The following is a 16,664-nucleotide window of genomic DNA, read 5'->3' as shown; positions in this document are numbered from 1 at the left end:
ATGCAAACAACTGTATCTCGTCGTGTATTGCGGGCAGCTGTCCTGGTGCTGAGCCTGACAGCCCTTGCCGGTTGTTCCATGTTTTCCAGTTCGGATGATCGTTACGAGCCCGCCGAACTCACAGAATACGCGCCGGGCGTTTCCGCGACGGTTGCCTGGAACGTTTCGGTCGGCAGCGGCGGGGGCTATGGCTTTGCGCCAACCGTGGTTGGCGATGCTGTCTACACCGCCACGCCCAACGGAAGCGTGGCCAAGCTCGATCTTGGCACCGGCGCCATTCAGTGGCGTTCAGATGCCGGAATGAAGCTTTCGGCCGGCGTCGGTTCAGATGGCATCATCACGGCCGTCGCAGCGTCCGATGGCACCGTTATCGCGTTTGATGACCAGGGCGCTGAAAGGTGGCGTGCCAAAGCGACCAGCGCGGTCAATATTCCGCCTGCCGTCGGCGATGGCGTGGTCGTCGTTCGCAGCAGCGATTACCGCATCCAGGCGTTTGATGCCGCCACCGGTGAGCCTCGCTGGGAAGTCCAGCGCCCAGGCCCTGCGCTGGCGCTCAAAACCAATATGCAGATGCTGGTTTTCCAGGGTATGGTTATTTCTGGCTTGCCCAATGGACGCTTGATGCTTATTGATAGCGCCGATGGTGGGGTTCGATGGGAAGGCGCCGTGTCCAATTCCCAGGGCGCTACCGATCTGGAGCGCATCCGCGATGTGGTTGGTACGCCTCAGGTACAGGGGCCGCTGCTGTGCGGGGCTGCCTATCAAGGGCGCATCGTGTGTTTCGATGTTTCGCAGGGCGGCCGGCCGGTGTGGGAGCAGCCTTTCTCAAGCCATACTGGATTGGCCAGCGATAACGTGCACGTGTATGCGTCGGACAGGCATGACGTTGTTCATGCCTTCAACCTGGTCGACGGGCAACCGGTCTGGAAGCAGGACGCCCTGCGCAATCGCAAGCTGTCGCAACCTGCCGTCGTTGTGCAGGCTGTGGCGGTCGGCGACCTGGATGGTTATGTACATTTCCTGTCGCGCGAGGACGGCCGCCTTTTGGGGCGCGTCAACGTGGGCGGCGGGCCTATCGTTTCGCCGCTGATCGGTACCACGCGCGGTGTGCTGATTCAGACGGGCAACGGTAATCTGGTTTTGGTTGGTGTCAATTGAGCAATCTTGCATTCAAACCGGTCGTTGCCCTGGTAGGGCGGGCCAATGTGGGTAAATCCACCCTGTTCAACCGCATCACGCGCTCGCGTGCTGCGCTGGTGGCGGATTTCTCTGGCCTGACCCGCGATCGTCATTATGGCGAAGGCCGGGTGGGCGACCACCCATTCATTGCCGTTGACACGGGCGGTTTCGAGCCGGTGGCCAAAGACGGTATCCTGCTCGAAATGGCCAGACAAACACGGCAGGCAATCGCCGAGTCCGATGTCGTCATTTTTCTGGTGGATGCCCGGGCAGGCGTCAACGCGCACGATCACGAGATCGCCCAGTTGCTCCGAAAAAGCGGGCAGAGAGTCGTACTGGCCGTCAACAAGGCTGAGGGCATGCGTTACGGTACGTCGATGGCCGAGTTCTACGAGCTTGGCCTGGGCGAGCCGGTTCCCATTTCCGCTTCTCACGGTGATGGCGTGGTGGATCTGATCACAGACGCCCTGTCTTTTCTCGACAAGCCTGAAGAGGGCGACCAGGATATCGAGGCGGATGCTGACGCCTTCGTGCCCGATTCGCAGTTGCCCGAGTCCGTCGAACAGCCTGATGGCGATGACGCGGCGGCTGACGCCAGCGACGTTCCAGGCGAAGGGGGGGCTGCGGTCACGCATCGCATCAAGCTGGCCATCGTCGGGCGGCCCAATGTAGGCAAATCAACGCTCATCAATACACTGCTGGGCGAGGAACGCGTTATTGCATTCGACCTGCCGGGTACGACGCGAGACGCGATCGAGATCGAATTCGACCGGGGCGGCACAGCCTTTACCCTGATCGACACGGCCGGTCTCCGGCGCCGCGGCAAGGTATTTGAGGCCATAGAAAAGTTTTCGGTGATCAAGACCTTGCAGGCCATCGAAGCCTGCAATGTCGTGCTCTTGATGCTGGATGCGGAAAACGGAATTTCCGACCAGGATGCCCACATTGCCGGATTTGTGCTGGAAACGGGCAGGGCGCTGGTTGTCGCCATCAACAAATGGGATAACGTCGACGCCCACCAGCGCGAGATGGTACTGCGCGACTTCGAGCGCAAACTCCGGTTTCTGTCGTTTGCGCGGATGCACACCGTCTCCGCCATCAAGGGCCAGGGCGTGAACGCCCTCATCAAGTCTGTCAAGGCTGCACACGCCGCTGCTTTTTCCAAACTCTCCACCCCGCGCCTCACCCGGGAGCTGCAGGCCTCGGTCGAGCAGCAGCCGCCGCCACGCAAGGGCATATTCCGGCCCAAGATGCGTTACGCCCACCAGGGTGGGCAGAATCCGCCACTCATCATCGTTCATGGCAACGCGCTGGATGCCGTGCCGGATTCCTATCGGCGCTATCTTGAAACCCGTTTTCGCAGCGCATTCAAACTGGATGGCACGCCCTTGCGCATAGAGTTCAAGTCATCCCACAATCCTTACATTCAGGGGGCGTAGTGAGCCGTTACTGGAGCGACCTTGTATCCGATCTGTCACCTTACGTCGCAGGTGAGCAACCCAAGATCGCCGATCTGCTCAAGCTCAATACCAACGAAAACCCGTATGGTCCGTCGCCCAAGGCGATCGAAGCGATACGGGCGGCGGCGGGGGACAGGCTCAAGCTGTACCCGGATAACGAAAGTATCGCGCTCCGGGACGCCATTGCCCGCCTTTATGGACTGGATCGCAATCAGGTGTTTGTGGGTAATGGTTCCGACGAGGTGCTTGCCCACGTCTTCAATGGCTTGTTCCGGCACGAAGGGCGCAGCCTGTGGCTGCCTGACATAACCTACAGCTTTTATCGCAGCTTTTGCGCGCTGTTTCGCATCCCTGTGCAATTGGTGCCCCTGGCCGACGATTACGCACTGAATCCGGCAGATTACACCGGGCCGCACGCCAAGCCGCCGGCCGGCATCATTTTTTCCAATCCCAACGCGCCAACAGGGATTGCCATTTCCTTATCTGACGTCGAGTCCATCGCTCGTGCCAATCCGGATACCCCCGTCGTGGTCGACGAGGCTTATGTGGATTTCGGTTGCGAATCCAGCGTTAGCCTGCTCAAAACCTGCCCCAATCTGGTTGTGGTTCACACTCTGTCCAAATCGCGCTCGCTTGCAGGCTTGCGCGTAGGTTACGCCATGGCCAGTCCGGAGATTGTCGAAGGGCTGGTGAGGGTCAAGGACAGCTTCAACTCCTATCCCCTGGACACGCTGGCTCAGGCAGGTGCCATTGCTGCCATTGAAGATACCGACTATTTCAACCAGACGTGCCAGGCTGTCGTCGCGACACGCGAGACCTTGACGCACAATCTCACAGCGCTTGGCTTCGAAGTTTTGCCCAGCAAGACCAATTTTGTGTTTGCCCGCCACCCGCGACACGATGCGGCCGACCTCTCTCGCGCCTTGCGGGATCAGCGTATTCTGGTGCGACATTTCAGACAGCCCAGAATAGATCAGTTTTTACGCATTACGGTGGGAACTCCTGACGACTGTGCGCGTCTATGTAAAGTGCTGTCCGGTATTGTGAAATAAGTGCTTTGTTTTTTTCGGTATCGGGAGATATTTTTGCCCAATCATCGTGCGATCATCGGGAAAACCCTGTAAAGTACATACTTTCACCAAACCACCTTAAAAACAAACAATTGGAGCCTAGCCAATGAGCAACAAAGGGCAAACACTACAAGATCCATTCCTAAACGCCCTGCGCAAAGACCACGTACCCGTTTCCATCTACCTGGTGAACGGGATCAAGCTGCAAGGTCAGGTAGAGTCATTCGATCAATATGTCGTTTTGCTGCGCAACACCGTCACGCAAATGGTGTACAAGCACGCCATTTCCACCGTTGTTCCAGCACGTCCCGTCAATTTTCAGGTGGATGAATCTGCTGATTAATACTTGCGATCAGTCCGCCGAAACGCCCGCCGTGCGCTTCGCGCCGGCGGGTCTTTCGTTTGAGGGCCATGCATGGGCATGAAGGTCCTAGTCATCAGTGTCGACCAGGGCGAGCCCGATTACGCGGCTCACGCCGAAGAGTTCGTCATGCTTGCCAGAGGGGCGGGGGCGGATATCGCCGCCATGATGAACGTGCGTCGATCGCGCCCCGATGCTGCGTATTTCATCGGTTCCGGCAAGGTTGAGGAAGCCGTGCTGCTGGCGGACGAAGCCGATGCCGAAATCGTGTTGTTCGACCAGCCGCTCAGCCCGGCTCAACAGCGCAACCTCGAAAGACGGCTCGAGCGCCGTGTCGTAGATCGGGTAGCGCTGATTCTTGATATTTTTGCTTTGCGCGCCAAGAGCCACGAAGGTAAGCTGCAAGTCGAACTGGCCCAGCTGCAGCACTTGTCCACGCGCTTAACACGCATGTGGAGTCACCTTGAGCGGCAGCGGGGTGGCATAGGCATGCGGGGGCCGGGGGAATCTCAGCTCGAGATGGATCGCCGCATGATCGGGGACAAGGTGCGCCTGCTGCGTTCGCGTCTGGCCAGGGTGCAGCGTCAGCGTGCCACCCAACGGCGCGCGCGATCCAGGGGCAGCACACTGTCCGTATCCCTGGTAGGCTATACCAACGCGGGCAAGTCCACCTTGTTCAACGCGCTTACGCGCGCCGACGCCTATGCGGCGGACCAACTCTTTGCTACGCTGGATACCACCACCCGTCGGGTCTGGATAGAAGGGGCCGGACAGGTGGTCGTTTCCGATACGGTAGGTTTTATTCGCGATCTGCCGCCAACATTAATCGCCGCTTTCCGAGCTACGCTAGAGGAAACGGTTCAAGCTGATCTGTTGTTACATGTCGTGGATGCATCGAGCCCCCAACGCGACGAGCAGGTTGCCGAAGTCAACAAGGTGCTGGCCGATATCGGCGCCGACGAAATTCCGCGCATTTTGGTCTACAACAAAATAGACCAGGCCGGATATGAGCCGCGTGTAGAACGTAACGAACATGGTACGATTGCACGAGTTTTTGTGGGCGCCTTGGGGCGCCTGGGTTTGGACGGTTTGCGTGGGGCAATCGTCGAATCAGGTCAAATCGCGGGAAATAATGCGTTTACTATCGAAAATCTTCAATCTGAATGATCCTGGCTGGGGCCGTGGCGGCAGCAACAACAACGGTTCGGAACCACCTCGCCGCCCGAATCAGAACGATGGCCCTCCAGATCTGGACGAAGTCTGGCGCGATTTCAACAATCGCCTGTCCTCCCTGTTTGGGCGCAAGCCCAAGCGTGGCGGCAATCGTTTCGGCGGCGGCGATAATGGCCCCGGCGGGGGCGGTGTGCAGTTTCCCAAAGGGTCGCCCAAGGCTGTTGGCGTCATTATCGCCATTGTTGTTGCGCTTTGGCTAGCCAGTGGCTTCATGATCGTGCAGGAAGGCCAGGTTGCAGTGGTGACCCGTTTTGGTCAATACACCAAAACGCTCAATCCCGGCCTGCAATGGCGCCTGCCGTATCCCGTCGAAAGCCATCAGATGGTCAATATCTCGCAACTGCGTACTTTCGAGGTGGGCTTCCGCGGCACGTCGCGCAATAAAGTGCTCCCCGAGTCGCTCATGCTGACAACAGACGAAAACATTGTTGATTTGCAATTTGTTGTGCAGTACCGGCTGATGCCCACGGGCGCGCCCGACTACCTCTTCAAGACCAGTCAGCCGGATGAATCCGTCCGCCAGGCGGCCGAAACCGCCATGCGCGAAATCGTCGGCAAGAAGCCCATGGATTTTGTGCTGTATTCCGGGCGTACGGAAGTCGCCACCGAAGTGCAGAAGCTGGCGCAAAGCATTCTCGATCGCTACGAAACCGGTATTCAGATCAGCACGGTTGCGATCCAGAACGTGCAGCCGCCCGAGCAGGTGCAAGCGGCGTTTGACGATGCGGTCAAGGCAGGCCAGGATCGCGAACGCCTGATCAACGAGGGTAACGCCTATGCCAGCAAAGTGCTTCCTGAGGCTCAGGGGCAGGTCGCGCGCATGATCCAGGATGCCGAAGGTTATCGCGCCCGTATCGTGGGTGGCGCCGAGGGTGATACCGCGCGTTTCACCAGTGTCGAAACCGAGTATGCCAAGGCGCCCGAGATCACGCGTCAGCGCATGTACCTCGCGACCATGCAGGAAATCCTCAAGGATGCCGGCAAGGTCATGATCGATACCGATGCCAGCAACAATATGCTGTATCTGCCGCTGGACAAAATCATGAACCAGGCAGCAAAGGATACTGTCGGGTCCGGCAATGGGTCTGATACCAATACCGCTGCCACAGCGGCCGCAGCCGCAAGCCAGTCTTCTTCGAATTCAACATCCAGGCCCGCCGCAAGTCGTCCCGCCTCTCAGGCCGGTGCTTCCCAGACGCCATCCCTGGCTGTGAATCCGTATTCGCGTTAAGAGGTCCAGATGCAACGTTTCTTTCCAGTGTTAATTGGCCTTGTCATCGTGCTGGCGGTGCTTTCGTCCTGCGTTTTTATCGTGCGAGAGCGCGACGCTGCCCTCGTGTTTGCCTTGGGCGAGGTGCGCGAAACCATCACCGAGCCCGGCCTTTATTTCAAGTTTCCTCCTCCCTTCGAGAACGTGGTCCGGCTCGACAAGCGTCTCCAAACCATCGAAAACAACGATCCTGAGCGTATCCAGACAGCAGAAAAGAAAAACCTCCTGATCGATTCTTTCGTGAAATGGCGCATTTCCGATCCACGCCTGTTCTATGTCACGTTCGGTGCAAACGATCGTGCTGCCGTCGAACGCCTCACTGCACAGATCCGGGATGCGCTGAATGCCTCGGTCAACGTCCGTACCGTCAAGGAAGTCGTGGCCAACGAGCGTGACACCATCATGCGCGAGGTGTTGGAAAATGTGGCGGTGCGCGCCAAACCGCTGGGCGTGGAGGTCATCGACGTACGCCTGCGCCGTATCGACTTTGCCCCTGAGATTTCCGAGTCGGTTTACCGCCGCATGGAGGCAGAGCGCAAGCAGGAGGCCAACCGCCTGCGCGCATCCGGGACGGCGGACAGCGAGCGCATCCGCGCTCAGGCTGATCGTGAACGCCAGGAAATTCTCGCCAAGGCGTATGTCCAGGCCCAGCAGGTTCGAGGCGAAGGCGATGCCAAGGCGGCATCGGTCTATTCGGCAGCCTATGGCAAGAATCCCGAGTTCTTCAGGCTGTACAAGAGCCTGGATGCCTACGAATCGGCGTTTGCCGATGGCAAGGGAACCATGGTCCTCAGTCCCAAGTCCGAGTTCTTCAAATTCTGGAATTCGGCAACAGGGCAGGGCGACGACACGGCCCCGGCAACGCCCTGATGTTGCGGTCATGCCGCACGTCTTATACGGCGCGCGGCATGACAGGCCGCTATGCCGGCGAATGCCGGCGGGCCCGCCCTTTCACTCTCATCGCTTATTCGTTTATACTAACGCGTAAGTTTTGATTACCTTTTCCGCAAGCGACTTGGCGGGCTTACGCCCCAGGTCGCTTTTTGTTTGGCTTAGTCCGCCTAGTTTTTATCGGGACTGCATGATGTCCACATGGTTGTTGCCAGAGCACCTGGCAGATATCTTGCCTGCCGAGGCGCGCCGCATTGAAGAGTTGCGACGCGTCCTGCTGGATCTCTACCGTACTTATGGTTATGAGCTGGTTGCCCCTCCTTTGGTCGAGTACCTGGATTCGCTGCTGTCCGCTGGCGGGGCCGATCTCAATCTGCGCACCTGCAAGCTGGTCGATCAGCTTTCCGGCCGCACCTTGGGTGTGCGGGCTGACATGACGCCTCAAGTGTCGCGTATTGATGCGCACCTGCTCAATCGTGAAGGCGTCACCCGCCTTTGCTATTGTGGTCCGGTATTCCATGCCCGCCCCAACGGCCTGTTGTCCGACCGCGAGCTCCTGCAGATTGGGGTCGAGGTATTCGGTCATGCGGGTTTTGAAGCCGACATCGAAGCCATAGAGCTGGCGCTCGAAAGCGTGCATCGGGCCGGGCTGTCCACCGCGCGTGTCGACCTCAACCATCCTGGCGTGCCGCGCGCCATTATCGATGCAGATCCCGCGCTGGCCAACTTCGCAGAAGACATCTTCGATTTGCTCGGTGCCAAGGATGTTCCCGGATTGACCGCACTTTCGGAGCGTTGCCCCGAGGCCAAGCCCGACAGCATCGATGCGCTGCTTGCGCTGGCCGCACTCTACGGCAACGCCGACGTTACCGCCAGAGCCCGCAAGGTTTTGCCAGGATTGCCGGCGCTGCACCATGCACTGGATGAACTTGATGCCTTGGTGTCGGCGTTGCCAGATCATGATTTCTCCATAGACCTTGCTGATGTGTCCAGCGGCTATGGGTACCATTCGGGGGTCATGTTTTCCATCTATGCCCAAGGTTGGCACGACGCACTGGTGCGCGGCGGTCGTTACGACGGGGTGGGCCGGGCATTTGGTCGCGCCCGTCCGGCAACGGGTTTCAGTCTGGACCTGCGCAAACTGTCTTCAGGTCTGCCACCGGCTCACGCAGCCAAGGCTATACGTGCCCCCTGGGGCACCGATGCCAAACTTGTACAGGCTTTGCGCTCCCTGCGCGCGCAAGGCGAAATCGTGGTGCAAATGCTTCCAGGGCAACCACACCGGCTGGACGAATTCATCGTCGATCGTGAGCTGGTGCAGGTCGACGGTGCATGGACAGTAAAAGGGATACACTAGCTCCGGCCTGCCGGGCGTTGTATCGTATGGATTAATCCTGCTTTGGCTCAAGCATGTGGGGCCAGCATTTTATTGATACGTAACATGAGCAAGAATATCGTTGTAATCGGCACCCAGTGGGGTGATGAAGGCAAAGGCAAGATTGTCGACTGGCTGGCAGAATCGGCACAAGGCGTTATTCGCTTTCAGGGCGGCCACAATGCCGGCCATACCTTGTGGATCAATGGCAAAAAAACCATTCTGCGCCTTATTCCCTCGGGCATCATGCATTCGCATGTCACCTGCTACATCGGCAATGGCGTAGTGCTGTCGCCCGAAGCCTTGTTGCAAGAAATCGCCGAGCTTGAAAAGGCGGGGCTTGATGTGCGTTCGCGCCTGCAGATTTCTCCCGCTTGTCCGCTTATTCTGCCTTATCACATTGCAGTGGATCAGGGCCGCGAAGCGCGCAAGGGCGAAGGCAAGATCGGCACAACTGGCCGCGGTATCGGCCCCGCCTACGAAGACAAGGTTGCGCGCCGCGCATTACGCGTTCAAGACCTCTACGATCCCGCGATATTCGATGAAAAGCTGGCCGAGGTGCTGGATTATCACAATTTCGTGCTCACCCAGTATCTGGATGCGCCAGCGGTTTCAATGGATGAAGTCCGCGACAAGGCCATGGCGCTCGCGCCACAGATCGAACCCATGGTTGCCGATGTATCCAGCAGCCTCCACCATGCCAGCAAGGCAGGCCACAAGCTGTTGTTCGAAGGCGCGCAGGGCGCCTTGCTGGATATCGATCACGGTACATACCCGTTTGTCACCAGCAGCAATTGCGTGGCGGGCGCCGCATCCGCTGGCGCCGGCATTGGCCCACAGTCACTGGACTACGTACTGGGTATTGCAAAAGCCTATACCACGCGCGTGGGCTCAGGCCCATTCCCGACCGAACTCCTGGACGACACGGGTGCGCGGCTTGCGACGGTTGGCAAGGAATTCGGGTCTGTTACGGGCCGGCCACGCCGCTGCGGATGGTTCGACGCCGCAGCCATGAAACGGTCTGTCATGATCAACGGGATTTCGGGGCTGTGCATTACCAAGCTCGATGTGCTGGATGGCGTAGAGCAGATCAAGATCGGGGTAGGGTATCGCTACAAGGGCGAATTCCTCGATGTGCTGCCTTACGGTGCGCACGCGGCGGCGGAAGCCGAGCCCGTTCTCGAAGAAATGGCCGGCTGGTCGGAATCCACTGTGGGCATCACCGAATACGACAAGCTGCCCGTCAACGCGCGGCGCTACCTGGAGCGTATCGCCGAGGTGTGCGATGTAGCCATCGATATGGTCTCCACTGGCCCCGATCGTATGGAGACCATCGTGCTCCGACACCCGTTCAACGGATAAACGGGTGATCCCAAAGGTGCTTGCATGATACGCCGGCTTTCCTCCAGCGGCGTACGGGTTTATTATTACGCCCTTGCAAACATACTGGGATGACAGCCTCATGAATGTGCCGTCAAGCACTGAACGCGACCTCTGGGTCAGTTGGGATCAATATCATCGCCTGATCGAAAAGCTGGCGCTTGCCGTTCACGAATCGGGCTGGCAGTTCGACAAAATCCTCTGTCTGGCGCGCGGCGGCGTACGCGTAGGAGACGTCCTGTCGCGCATTTACGATATGCCTTTGGGTATTCTGGCCACCAGCAGCTATCGCGAGGCTGCCGGCACCCAGCAAGGGCAACTCGATATTGCCCAGTTCATTACCATTACCCGTGGTACGCTAGACGGTAAGGTGTTGCTGGTAGACGACATGGTGGATACCGGAATGACCTTCAATCGGGTGCGAGACCATTTGATTACACAGTTTCCCGCCATTACAGAACTGCGTACCGCCGTTCTGTGGTGGAAGGGCCATTCGCACGCAACGCCCGATTACTTTGTCGAGAAGCTGCCCACCAATCCCTGGATACACCAGCCTTTCGAGGATTATGATAGTCTGCGCCCGCATCAACTCGAATCCTGGGTGCGCAAGGGCGAGCGGGGCTGATAGTGCTTGATTTGTTGTTATTTGCTGAAAACCAGTAGTGTCCAGGCTGGATCGCGTGGATTGCCTGTTTAAAGGCAGGCTTATTCATGATAAAATCATCGGTTGACGTATTACCTACTAATTTTTAACCTGCAAGGCTCTGGATTACATGCCTATTGTTCGTCTGAAAGAAAACGAGCCGTTTGAAGCTGCTCTGCGCCGCTTCAAGCGCACCATTGAAAAAAATGGCCTCCTGACTGAACTGCGTTCGCGCGAGTTCTACGAAAAGCCAACGGCTGAGCGCAAGCGCAAGCATGCTGCCGCCGTCAAGCGCCATTACAAGCGTATTCGCAGCCAGCAACTGCCTCCACGCCTGTATTGATTTACGCTAGGGCGAGGTACGCCCGGGCTGACTGCGGATCGAGCGATGCCATAACACCGCCATCCGCAGCATCAAGTCTAAAGTGCCTAGGTAAATGGCATGACGCCATCGCCAGATTCCAGGAATCCTGTCTTACGCTACGGCGAGGGCTTCAATGATACCTGAGTCCTTTGTCCAAGAGCTGCTCGCCCGTGTCGACGTGGTCGACGTTGTCGGACGCTATGTACAGCTACGCAAGGGTGGGGCCAATTTACTTGGCCTTTGCCCCTTTCACAACGAAAAAAGCCCTTCTTTCACCGTAAGCCCCACCAAGCAGTTCTATCACTGCTTTGGATGTGGTGCGCACGGCAGCGCCATCACGTTTTTGATGGAGCATACCGGCGCCAGTTTTCCTGAAGCCGTCCGTTCGCTGGCCGCCAGCACAGGGATGTCTGTGCCCGAAGAGCCTCGCTCTCCTCGGCAAAGAGCCGCGGACAAGCGTCGCAAGGAAGAGGTCTCTCGCCATCAGCAGGTGCTGGATATGACCCAGGCCCATTACGTTCGACAGCTCAAGGAATCGCAAAGCGCCATACGCTACCTCAAGCAACGCGGCTTGTCGGGCGAGACCGCAGCCCGGTTTGGCCTGGGATGGTCCGGCAACGATAGGCGGGGCCTGGCTGCCGTTTTCCCGCAGTACGAAGACCCCGTCCTGGTAGAGTCCGGACTGGTGATCGAATCTGAGGAAGGGCGCCGTTACGATCGGTTTCGTGAACGGATCATGTTCCCCATACGCAATACGCGCGGGAACCTCATCGGGTTTGGCGGGCGGATTATCGGCAAGGGCGAGCCTAAATACCTGAACTCGCCTGAAACAAATCTGTTCTCCAAAGGGCACGAGCTCTACGGGCTGTGGGAGGGGCGGGCCGGTATACGAAGCGAAGGCTTCGTGCTGGTGGTCGAAGGCTATATGGATGTGGTGGGCTTGGCGCAGCATGGCGTGGCGAATGCAGTCGCCACGCTTGGCACTGCCACGACGCCGTTTCATATTCAGAAATTGCTGAGGGCCAGCGACAAGATCGTTTTCAGTTTTGACGGAGACAAAGCAGGAAGACGCGCTGCGTGGCGAGCACTGACAACCTGTCTGCCGCTGGTGCGCGACGACATCTCCATGCGGTTTCTGTTTTTGCCTGCGGATCACGATCCCGATTCCTATATCCGTGAGTTTGGGGCAGAGGCTTTCAAGGCAACCGCATCCGAAGCGGTACCGCTTTCCCGCTTTATGCTTGAAGAGCTGGCCTCCCATCATGCAATGGATGAGGCTGAGGGGCGTGCCGCCTGCGTGCATGAAGCCAAGCCTTTGCTGGCCTTGATGCCGGAAGGTAATCTCAGGCTGCAGATCGAGCGCGAGTTTGCGCGCATGGTCATGCTCACGCCCGAAGAGCTGGGCAGAATGCTGGCCGAGATGCCGATGCCGGCAGCGCCTTCCGAGCCGGCGTCGGACGGGCTGGTGCCTATCGCGCGCAAGCAAGGTTTTGATGCGCCGCAATCTGCGCCTGGAAGTACAGGCGAGCGCTTTTACGATGAGCCGCCGGGTTTCATGGACGATGCGCCTGATTTTGGCGTGGGGGACTATTCTTCCGCACCCGATATGGCGCCCGCGGAAGGGTTTGCGCCTGCGTTTCCCGAAACCGGAGGTCGAAGGCCGGCAAAGGGAGGCGGATACAGCTCGGGAGGGCGCCATCGCGCGGGCGGACAGGAAAGCAGCGGGCGTCGAAGCGGCGCTGCACGGGCCGTGACACCCATGGCCAAGCGTCTGTTGAGGCTTTTGCTGGCGCATCCCGAGTTGGTGGGCACCCTGGGAGATCAGCAGCTTGAAATTCTGCACCATGGCCCCCATCTTGTCCTGGTAAGAGACTTGATTACATTGGCAAATATGAGCGGTGCGCGTCACGCAGGTGCTTTGCTGCAGGCTGCAGATCCAGGCACAGACCTTGCCGGCGTTTTGGCGTCCCTGACGCCTGAATTGCTCGCCCAGGAGGAATTGCCTGACCCTCAATCGGAATGGAACGACGCTTTGCGGCGCATAGAGCTTGAAGCCATCAAAGCCGAGCAGTCGGCGTTGATACAGACTGGCTTGAGTGACCTGCCCTCCCAAAAGCGGTATCAAGAATTGACGAGACGGATTGCATTGCTTTCTAATGCCTCTACGTCTCAAGTGCGGTAAAATAGAGAGTTTTCGCGCGGTAACGATATGCCATAACGGTGTTCTCGGGTGCGCGGCCCCGCCAGCCCCATTTGCCTTGCATATATCAATAAGCCAAGGATGGGTTATCCAGCATAGGGGAGGCGAGGGTCGGTGTCGGTGCTTCACATGAAGGCTTGTCAGTAGCGTGAAATAAGTTTGCCCTGCAGTGTGCGCCAGGTTGAATGGCCTGCAGCGCGTATCTGTGTCTACGGAAGCGACTATGACCAAAGTGACTGGTAAAACCTCCAAGGCAGCCGAGCAGGCTGCACCGAAAGCCAAAACGCTCGCGGCGGCTAAAGGCGCCGACAAGACGGCCGTGCAGGCAGGGGGAACCGATGCACCCAAGGCGCCGGCCAAGCGCGCCGCCAAAAAAGTGGCTACTGAAGCGGCGGTCAAGCCGGCACGCAAGTCGGCCAAGGCAAGCAGCGCCCAAACGGCCAAGGCCAAGGGGCCGGCCAAGCCGCGCGCCGGTTCCACGGGCCGCCGTCCTGGCCGCCCAGCCAAGAATGCCAACAACGACGCCGCTGATTTTAACGATGATGACAACGACAACGCGGAAGTCATTCCTGATCTCAAGCCTTTGCCCAAGCGCGGCAAGCGGGCAAAAGGCGACAAGGATGTGCCCTCGCGCAACCAGATGACGCCTGAAGAGCAGGAAGCGCGCCGCAACCGGCTAAAAGTACTTATCAAGCTGGGCAAGGATCGCGGTTACCTCACGTACGGCGAAATCAACGACCACTTGCCAGACGATCTGGTCGATGCAGAAGCCATAGACGGCATCATCAGTACGTTTAGCGATATGGGCATCTCGGTCTATGACCAGGCGCCAGATGCCGAAACGCTGCTCATGAGCGATAACGCGCCGGTAGCGTCCAGCGATGACGATGTCGAGGACGAAGCCGAAGCTGCGCTGACGACGGTTGATTCCGACTTTGGCCGGACGACTGATCCCGTCCGCATGTACATGCGGGAAATGGGAACGGTCGAGCTGCTCACGCGGGAAGGCGAAATTGAAATTGCCAAGCGCATCGAAGACGGCTTGAAGCATATGGTCATGGCGATCGCCGCCTGCCCGACCACCGTCAACGAAATCCTGCAGTATGTGCAGCGTGTTCGTGACGGTCAGGCGCAGATAGACGAGATCGTCGATGGCCTTATCGACCAGGAAGGCGAGGAGTATGCCGGCGCTGGCGTGTCGGTCGACAATGACGAAAACGAGGATGGCCCTGCTGGCGGGATGAGCAGCAAGCAGCTCGAATATTTGCGTACCACTTCGCTCAAGAAATTCGAGGTGATTGGCCAATGGTTCGACAGAATGCGCAAGTCCTTCGAGCAGGACGGCTACCAGGCGCAGGAGTACATCCAGGCTCAAGAAGCGATTCTCAACGAACTGATGGGCGTCCGTTTTACCGCAAAAATGGTCGAGAAGCTCGCTGATACGCTGCGTGAGCAAGTGGGTCAGGTGCGCGCACTCGAGCGCGCGGTACTGCATACCTGCGTAGACCGCGCGGGCATGCCGCGCGCCCATTTCATCAAGGTGTTTCCCGGCAACGAAACCAATCTTGAGTGGGTGCTGACCGAAGTCTCCGCAGGCCACCCTTATTCGGAAACGCTTGAGCGCCACGTGCCAGCCGTGCAGGAGCTGCAGCAAAAGCTCATCGATCTGCAAACTAGCGTCGTGCTTCCGCTCAAAGACCTGAAAGACGTCAACAAGCGCATGGCCACTGGCGAGGCCAAGGCTCGCAAGGCCAAGCGCGAAATGACCGAGGCCAATCTGCGCTTGGTCATTTCGATTGCCAAGAAGTACACCAATCGGGGCCTGCAGTTTCTGGATCTCATCCAGGAAGGCAATATCGGCTTGATGAAGGCGGTGGACAAGTTCGAGTACCGTCGTGGCTACAAGTTTTCCACCTATGCAACATGGTGGATACGCCAGGCCATTACACGGTCCATTGCTGATCAGGCGCGCACCATCCGGATTCCGGTGCATATGATCGAAACCATCAACAAGATGAATCGTATCAATCGCCAGATCCTGCAGGAAACAGGCGCCGAACCTGATCCGGCAACGCTGGCCCAGAAGATGGACATGCCTGAAGATAAGGTTCGCAAGATCCTCAAGATCGCCAAGGAACCCATTTCGATGGAAACGCCGATCGGTGATGACGACGATTCGCACCTGGGCGACTTCATCGAGGATACAGGCACGTTGTCGCCTTCCGAATGGGCATTGCATGGTTCCATGCGGGATGTGGTCAAGGAGGTGCTGGATTCGCTCACGCCGCGCGAGGCCAAGGTATTGCGCATGCGTTTTGGTATCGAAATGAGCACAGACCAAACCCTCGAAGAAGTTGGCAAGCAGTTTGATGTAACGCGTGAGCGCATTCGTCAAATAGAAGCCAAGGCTTTGCGCAAGCTGCGCCACCCCAGCAGGGCCGACAAGCTCAAGAGCTTTCTCGAAGGCCAATAGCGCTGCGTGTTCTGGCGGGCTCGCTTTCCATGCGGGCCTGGCTTGGCGATAAGCAAAACGGCGACTCAGGTCGCCGTTTTTGCGGGTATCTCCGGCGATGTGACATAACGGGCTATAGTGGTTGCGCGGATTCAGTCAGCGAAGCCGCACATCGGACGGTATGGGCGTATTTTTTCGTTGTCTCAAAGGAAAGCAGAACATGGATCAGATTCGTAATATCGCTGTGCTGGTGGGAAGCTTGCGCAAAGATTCGATCAACCGGAAGATTGCAATCAATCTGCAGACGCTTGCGCCGTCTGGCCTGTCCCTTGATATCATCGAAATTGGCCAACTGCCCCTGTATAACCAGGATTACGATGAAGAGTCGCCGACTGCCTACACGGCCTTTCGGGAGCGCATCAAGTCGGCGGACGGCGTATTGTTCGTGACGCCAGAACACAACCGGGCGATGCCCGCCGCCCTGAAAAATGCGATCGATATTGGATCACGCCCTTATGGCAAAAGTGTATGGTCCGGCAAGCCCAGTGCAATCATCAGTGCATCGCCGTCCATGGTGGGTGGCTTCGCCGCGAGCGCACAAGTGCGACAGTCGCTGGCCTGCCTGAACGTTTATTGCATGCCCAATCCCGAGGCCTATCTGGGGCAGGCAGACAAGCTTTTTGATCCCGCTGGCGATCTACTGGAAACAGGCCAGGCGCTGCTTGAAAAATTCATCAGCGCCTATGCGCAATGGGTGCGGCGATTCTAACGTTGGAAGGCCGGCGT

The 16,664-nt window shown here is 58.2% G+C and carries 14 protein-coding genes; all 14 read left to right on the top strand.

The annotated features are described in order from the left end of the window. The 14 genes from bamB (at position 1) to ERE07_RS15310 (ending at position 16,647) form a co-directional block, all read left to right on the top strand. Entirely contained in the window at positions 1 to 1,158 is a 1,158-nt protein-coding gene (gene bamB, locus ERE07_RS15375; RefSeq protein WP_130009917.1) for an outer membrane protein assembly factor BamB, read from the top strand. Next, positions 1,155 to 2,618 (top strand): ribosome biogenesis GTPase Der, encoded by a 1,464-nt coding sequence (gene der / locus ERE07_RS15370; RefSeq protein WP_130009916.1) that lies wholly within the window; start codon positions 1,155 to 1,157, stop codon positions 2,616 to 2,618. Before bamB ends, der begins: the two co-directional genes overlap by 4 nt. Further along, on the top strand, positions 2,618 to 3,691 hold the full coding sequence (hisC, locus tag ERE07_RS15365) for a histidinol-phosphate transaminase (RefSeq protein WP_130009915.1): 1,074 nt from the start codon (positions 2,618 to 2,620) through the stop codon (positions 3,689 to 3,691). Before der ends, hisC begins: the two co-directional genes overlap by 1 nt. A gap of 124 nt (positions 3,692 to 3,815) precedes the next feature. Continuing rightward, entirely contained in the window at positions 3,816 to 4,052 is a 237-nt protein-coding gene (hfq, locus tag ERE07_RS15360) for an RNA chaperone Hfq (RefSeq protein ID WP_130009914.1), read from the top strand. 78 nt (positions 4,053 to 4,130) lie between these two features. After that, complete coding sequence (gene hflX, locus ERE07_RS15355; RefSeq protein WP_130009913.1) at positions 4,131 to 5,237, top strand: GTPase HflX; 1,107 nt, start codon at positions 4,131 to 4,133, stop codon at positions 5,235 to 5,237. Continuing rightward, positions 5,203 to 6,534: an FtsH protease activity modulator HflK gene (hflK, locus tag ERE07_RS15350; protein WP_130009912.1), complete on the top strand. Its 1,332-nt coding sequence runs from the start codon at positions 5,203 to 5,205 to the stop codon at positions 6,532 to 6,534. Before hflX ends, hflK begins: the two co-directional genes overlap by 35 nt. 9 nt (positions 6,535 to 6,543) lie before the next feature. Next, on the top strand, positions 6,544 to 7,443 hold the full coding sequence (hflC, locus tag ERE07_RS15345; RefSeq protein WP_130009911.1) for a protease modulator HflC: 900 nt from the start codon (positions 6,544 to 6,546) through the stop codon (positions 7,441 to 7,443). Between the two features lie 214 nt (positions 7,444 to 7,657). Further along, positions 7,658 to 8,821 carry an ATP phosphoribosyltransferase regulatory subunit gene (locus ERE07_RS15340; protein WP_130009998.1) on the top strand — a complete coding sequence of 388 codons (1,164 nt, stop codon included), beginning with the start codon at positions 7,658 to 7,660 and terminating at the stop codon, positions 8,819 to 8,821. 84 nt (positions 8,822 to 8,905) lie between these two features. Continuing rightward, positions 8,906 to 10,201 (top strand): adenylosuccinate synthase, encoded by a 1,296-nt coding sequence (locus tag ERE07_RS15335; protein WP_167670927.1) that lies wholly within the window; start codon positions 8,906 to 8,908, stop codon positions 10,199 to 10,201. Between the two features lie 100 nt (positions 10,202 to 10,301). After that, entirely contained in the window at positions 10,302 to 10,844 is a 543-nt protein-coding gene (locus ERE07_RS15330; RefSeq protein WP_130009909.1) for a phosphoribosyltransferase, read from the top strand. 148 nt (positions 10,845 to 10,992) lie between these two features. Then, entirely contained in the window at positions 10,993 to 11,205 is a 213-nt protein-coding gene (gene rpsU, locus ERE07_RS15325; RefSeq protein ID WP_129968890.1) for a 30S ribosomal protein S21, read from the top strand. Between the two features lie 154 nt (positions 11,206 to 11,359). Further along, positions 11,360 to 13,408 (top strand): DNA primase, encoded by a 2,049-nt coding sequence (dnaG, locus tag ERE07_RS15320; protein ID WP_130009908.1) that lies wholly within the window; start codon positions 11,360 to 11,362, stop codon positions 13,406 to 13,408. A gap of 241 nt (positions 13,409 to 13,649) precedes the next feature. Then, complete coding sequence (gene rpoD, locus ERE07_RS15315) at positions 13,650 to 15,899, top strand: RNA polymerase sigma factor RpoD (RefSeq protein WP_130009907.1); 2,250 nt, start codon at positions 13,650 to 13,652, stop codon at positions 15,897 to 15,899. A 199-nt stretch (positions 15,900 to 16,098) separates the two neighbouring features. Next, positions 16,099 to 16,647, top strand: a complete 549-nt coding sequence (locus tag ERE07_RS15310; protein ID WP_130009906.1) for an NADPH-dependent FMN reductase — start codon at positions 16,099 to 16,101, stop codon at positions 16,645 to 16,647. The last annotated feature ends 17 nt before the right edge of the window (positions 16,648 to 16,664 follow it).

This window comes from Allopusillimonas ginsengisoli, from assembly GCF_004153455.1.
GTDB lineage: Bacteria > Pseudomonadota > Gammaproteobacteria > Burkholderiales > Burkholderiaceae_B > Allopusillimonas > Allopusillimonas ginsengisoli.
The sequence above is the reverse complement of the archived record's forward strand: the minus strand, read 5'-3'. Positions and strand labels throughout refer to the sequence as shown.

Coding starts and splice junctions, on each gene's coding strand:
- bamB (WP_130009917.1), top strand. CDS start 1: ATGCAAACAACTGTATCTCGTCGTGTATTGCGGGCAGCTGTCCTGGTG.
- hfq (WP_130009914.1), top strand. CDS start 3,816: ATGAGCAACAAAGGGCAAACACTACAAGATCCATTCCTAAACGCCCTG.
- hflX (WP_130009913.1), top strand. CDS start 4,131: ATGAAGGTCCTAGTCATCAGTGTCGACCAGGGCGAGCCCGATTACGCG.
- hflK (WP_130009912.1), top strand. CDS start 5,203: ATGCGTTTACTATCGAAAATCTTCAATCTGAATGATCCTGGCTGGGGC.
- hflC (WP_130009911.1), top strand. CDS start 6,544: ATGCAACGTTTCTTTCCAGTGTTAATTGGCCTTGTCATCGTGCTGGCG.
- ERE07_RS15340 (WP_130009998.1), top strand. CDS start 7,658: ATGTCCACATGGTTGTTGCCAGAGCACCTGGCAGATATCTTGCCTGCC.
- ERE07_RS15335 (WP_167670927.1), top strand. CDS start 8,906: ATGAGCAAGAATATCGTTGTAATCGGCACCCAGTGGGGTGATGAAGGC.
- ERE07_RS15330 (WP_130009909.1), top strand. CDS start 10,302: ATGAATGTGCCGTCAAGCACTGAACGCGACCTCTGGGTCAGTTGGGAT.
- rpsU (WP_129968890.1), top strand. CDS start 10,993: ATGCCTATTGTTCGTCTGAAAGAAAACGAGCCGTTTGAAGCTGCTCTG.
- dnaG (WP_130009908.1), top strand. CDS start 11,360: ATGATACCTGAGTCCTTTGTCCAAGAGCTGCTCGCCCGTGTCGACGTG.
- rpoD (WP_130009907.1), top strand. CDS start 13,650: ATGACCAAAGTGACTGGTAAAACCTCCAAGGCAGCCGAGCAGGCTGCA.
- ERE07_RS15310 (WP_130009906.1), top strand. CDS start 16,099: ATGGATCAGATTCGTAATATCGCTGTGCTGGTGGGAAGCTTGCGCAAA.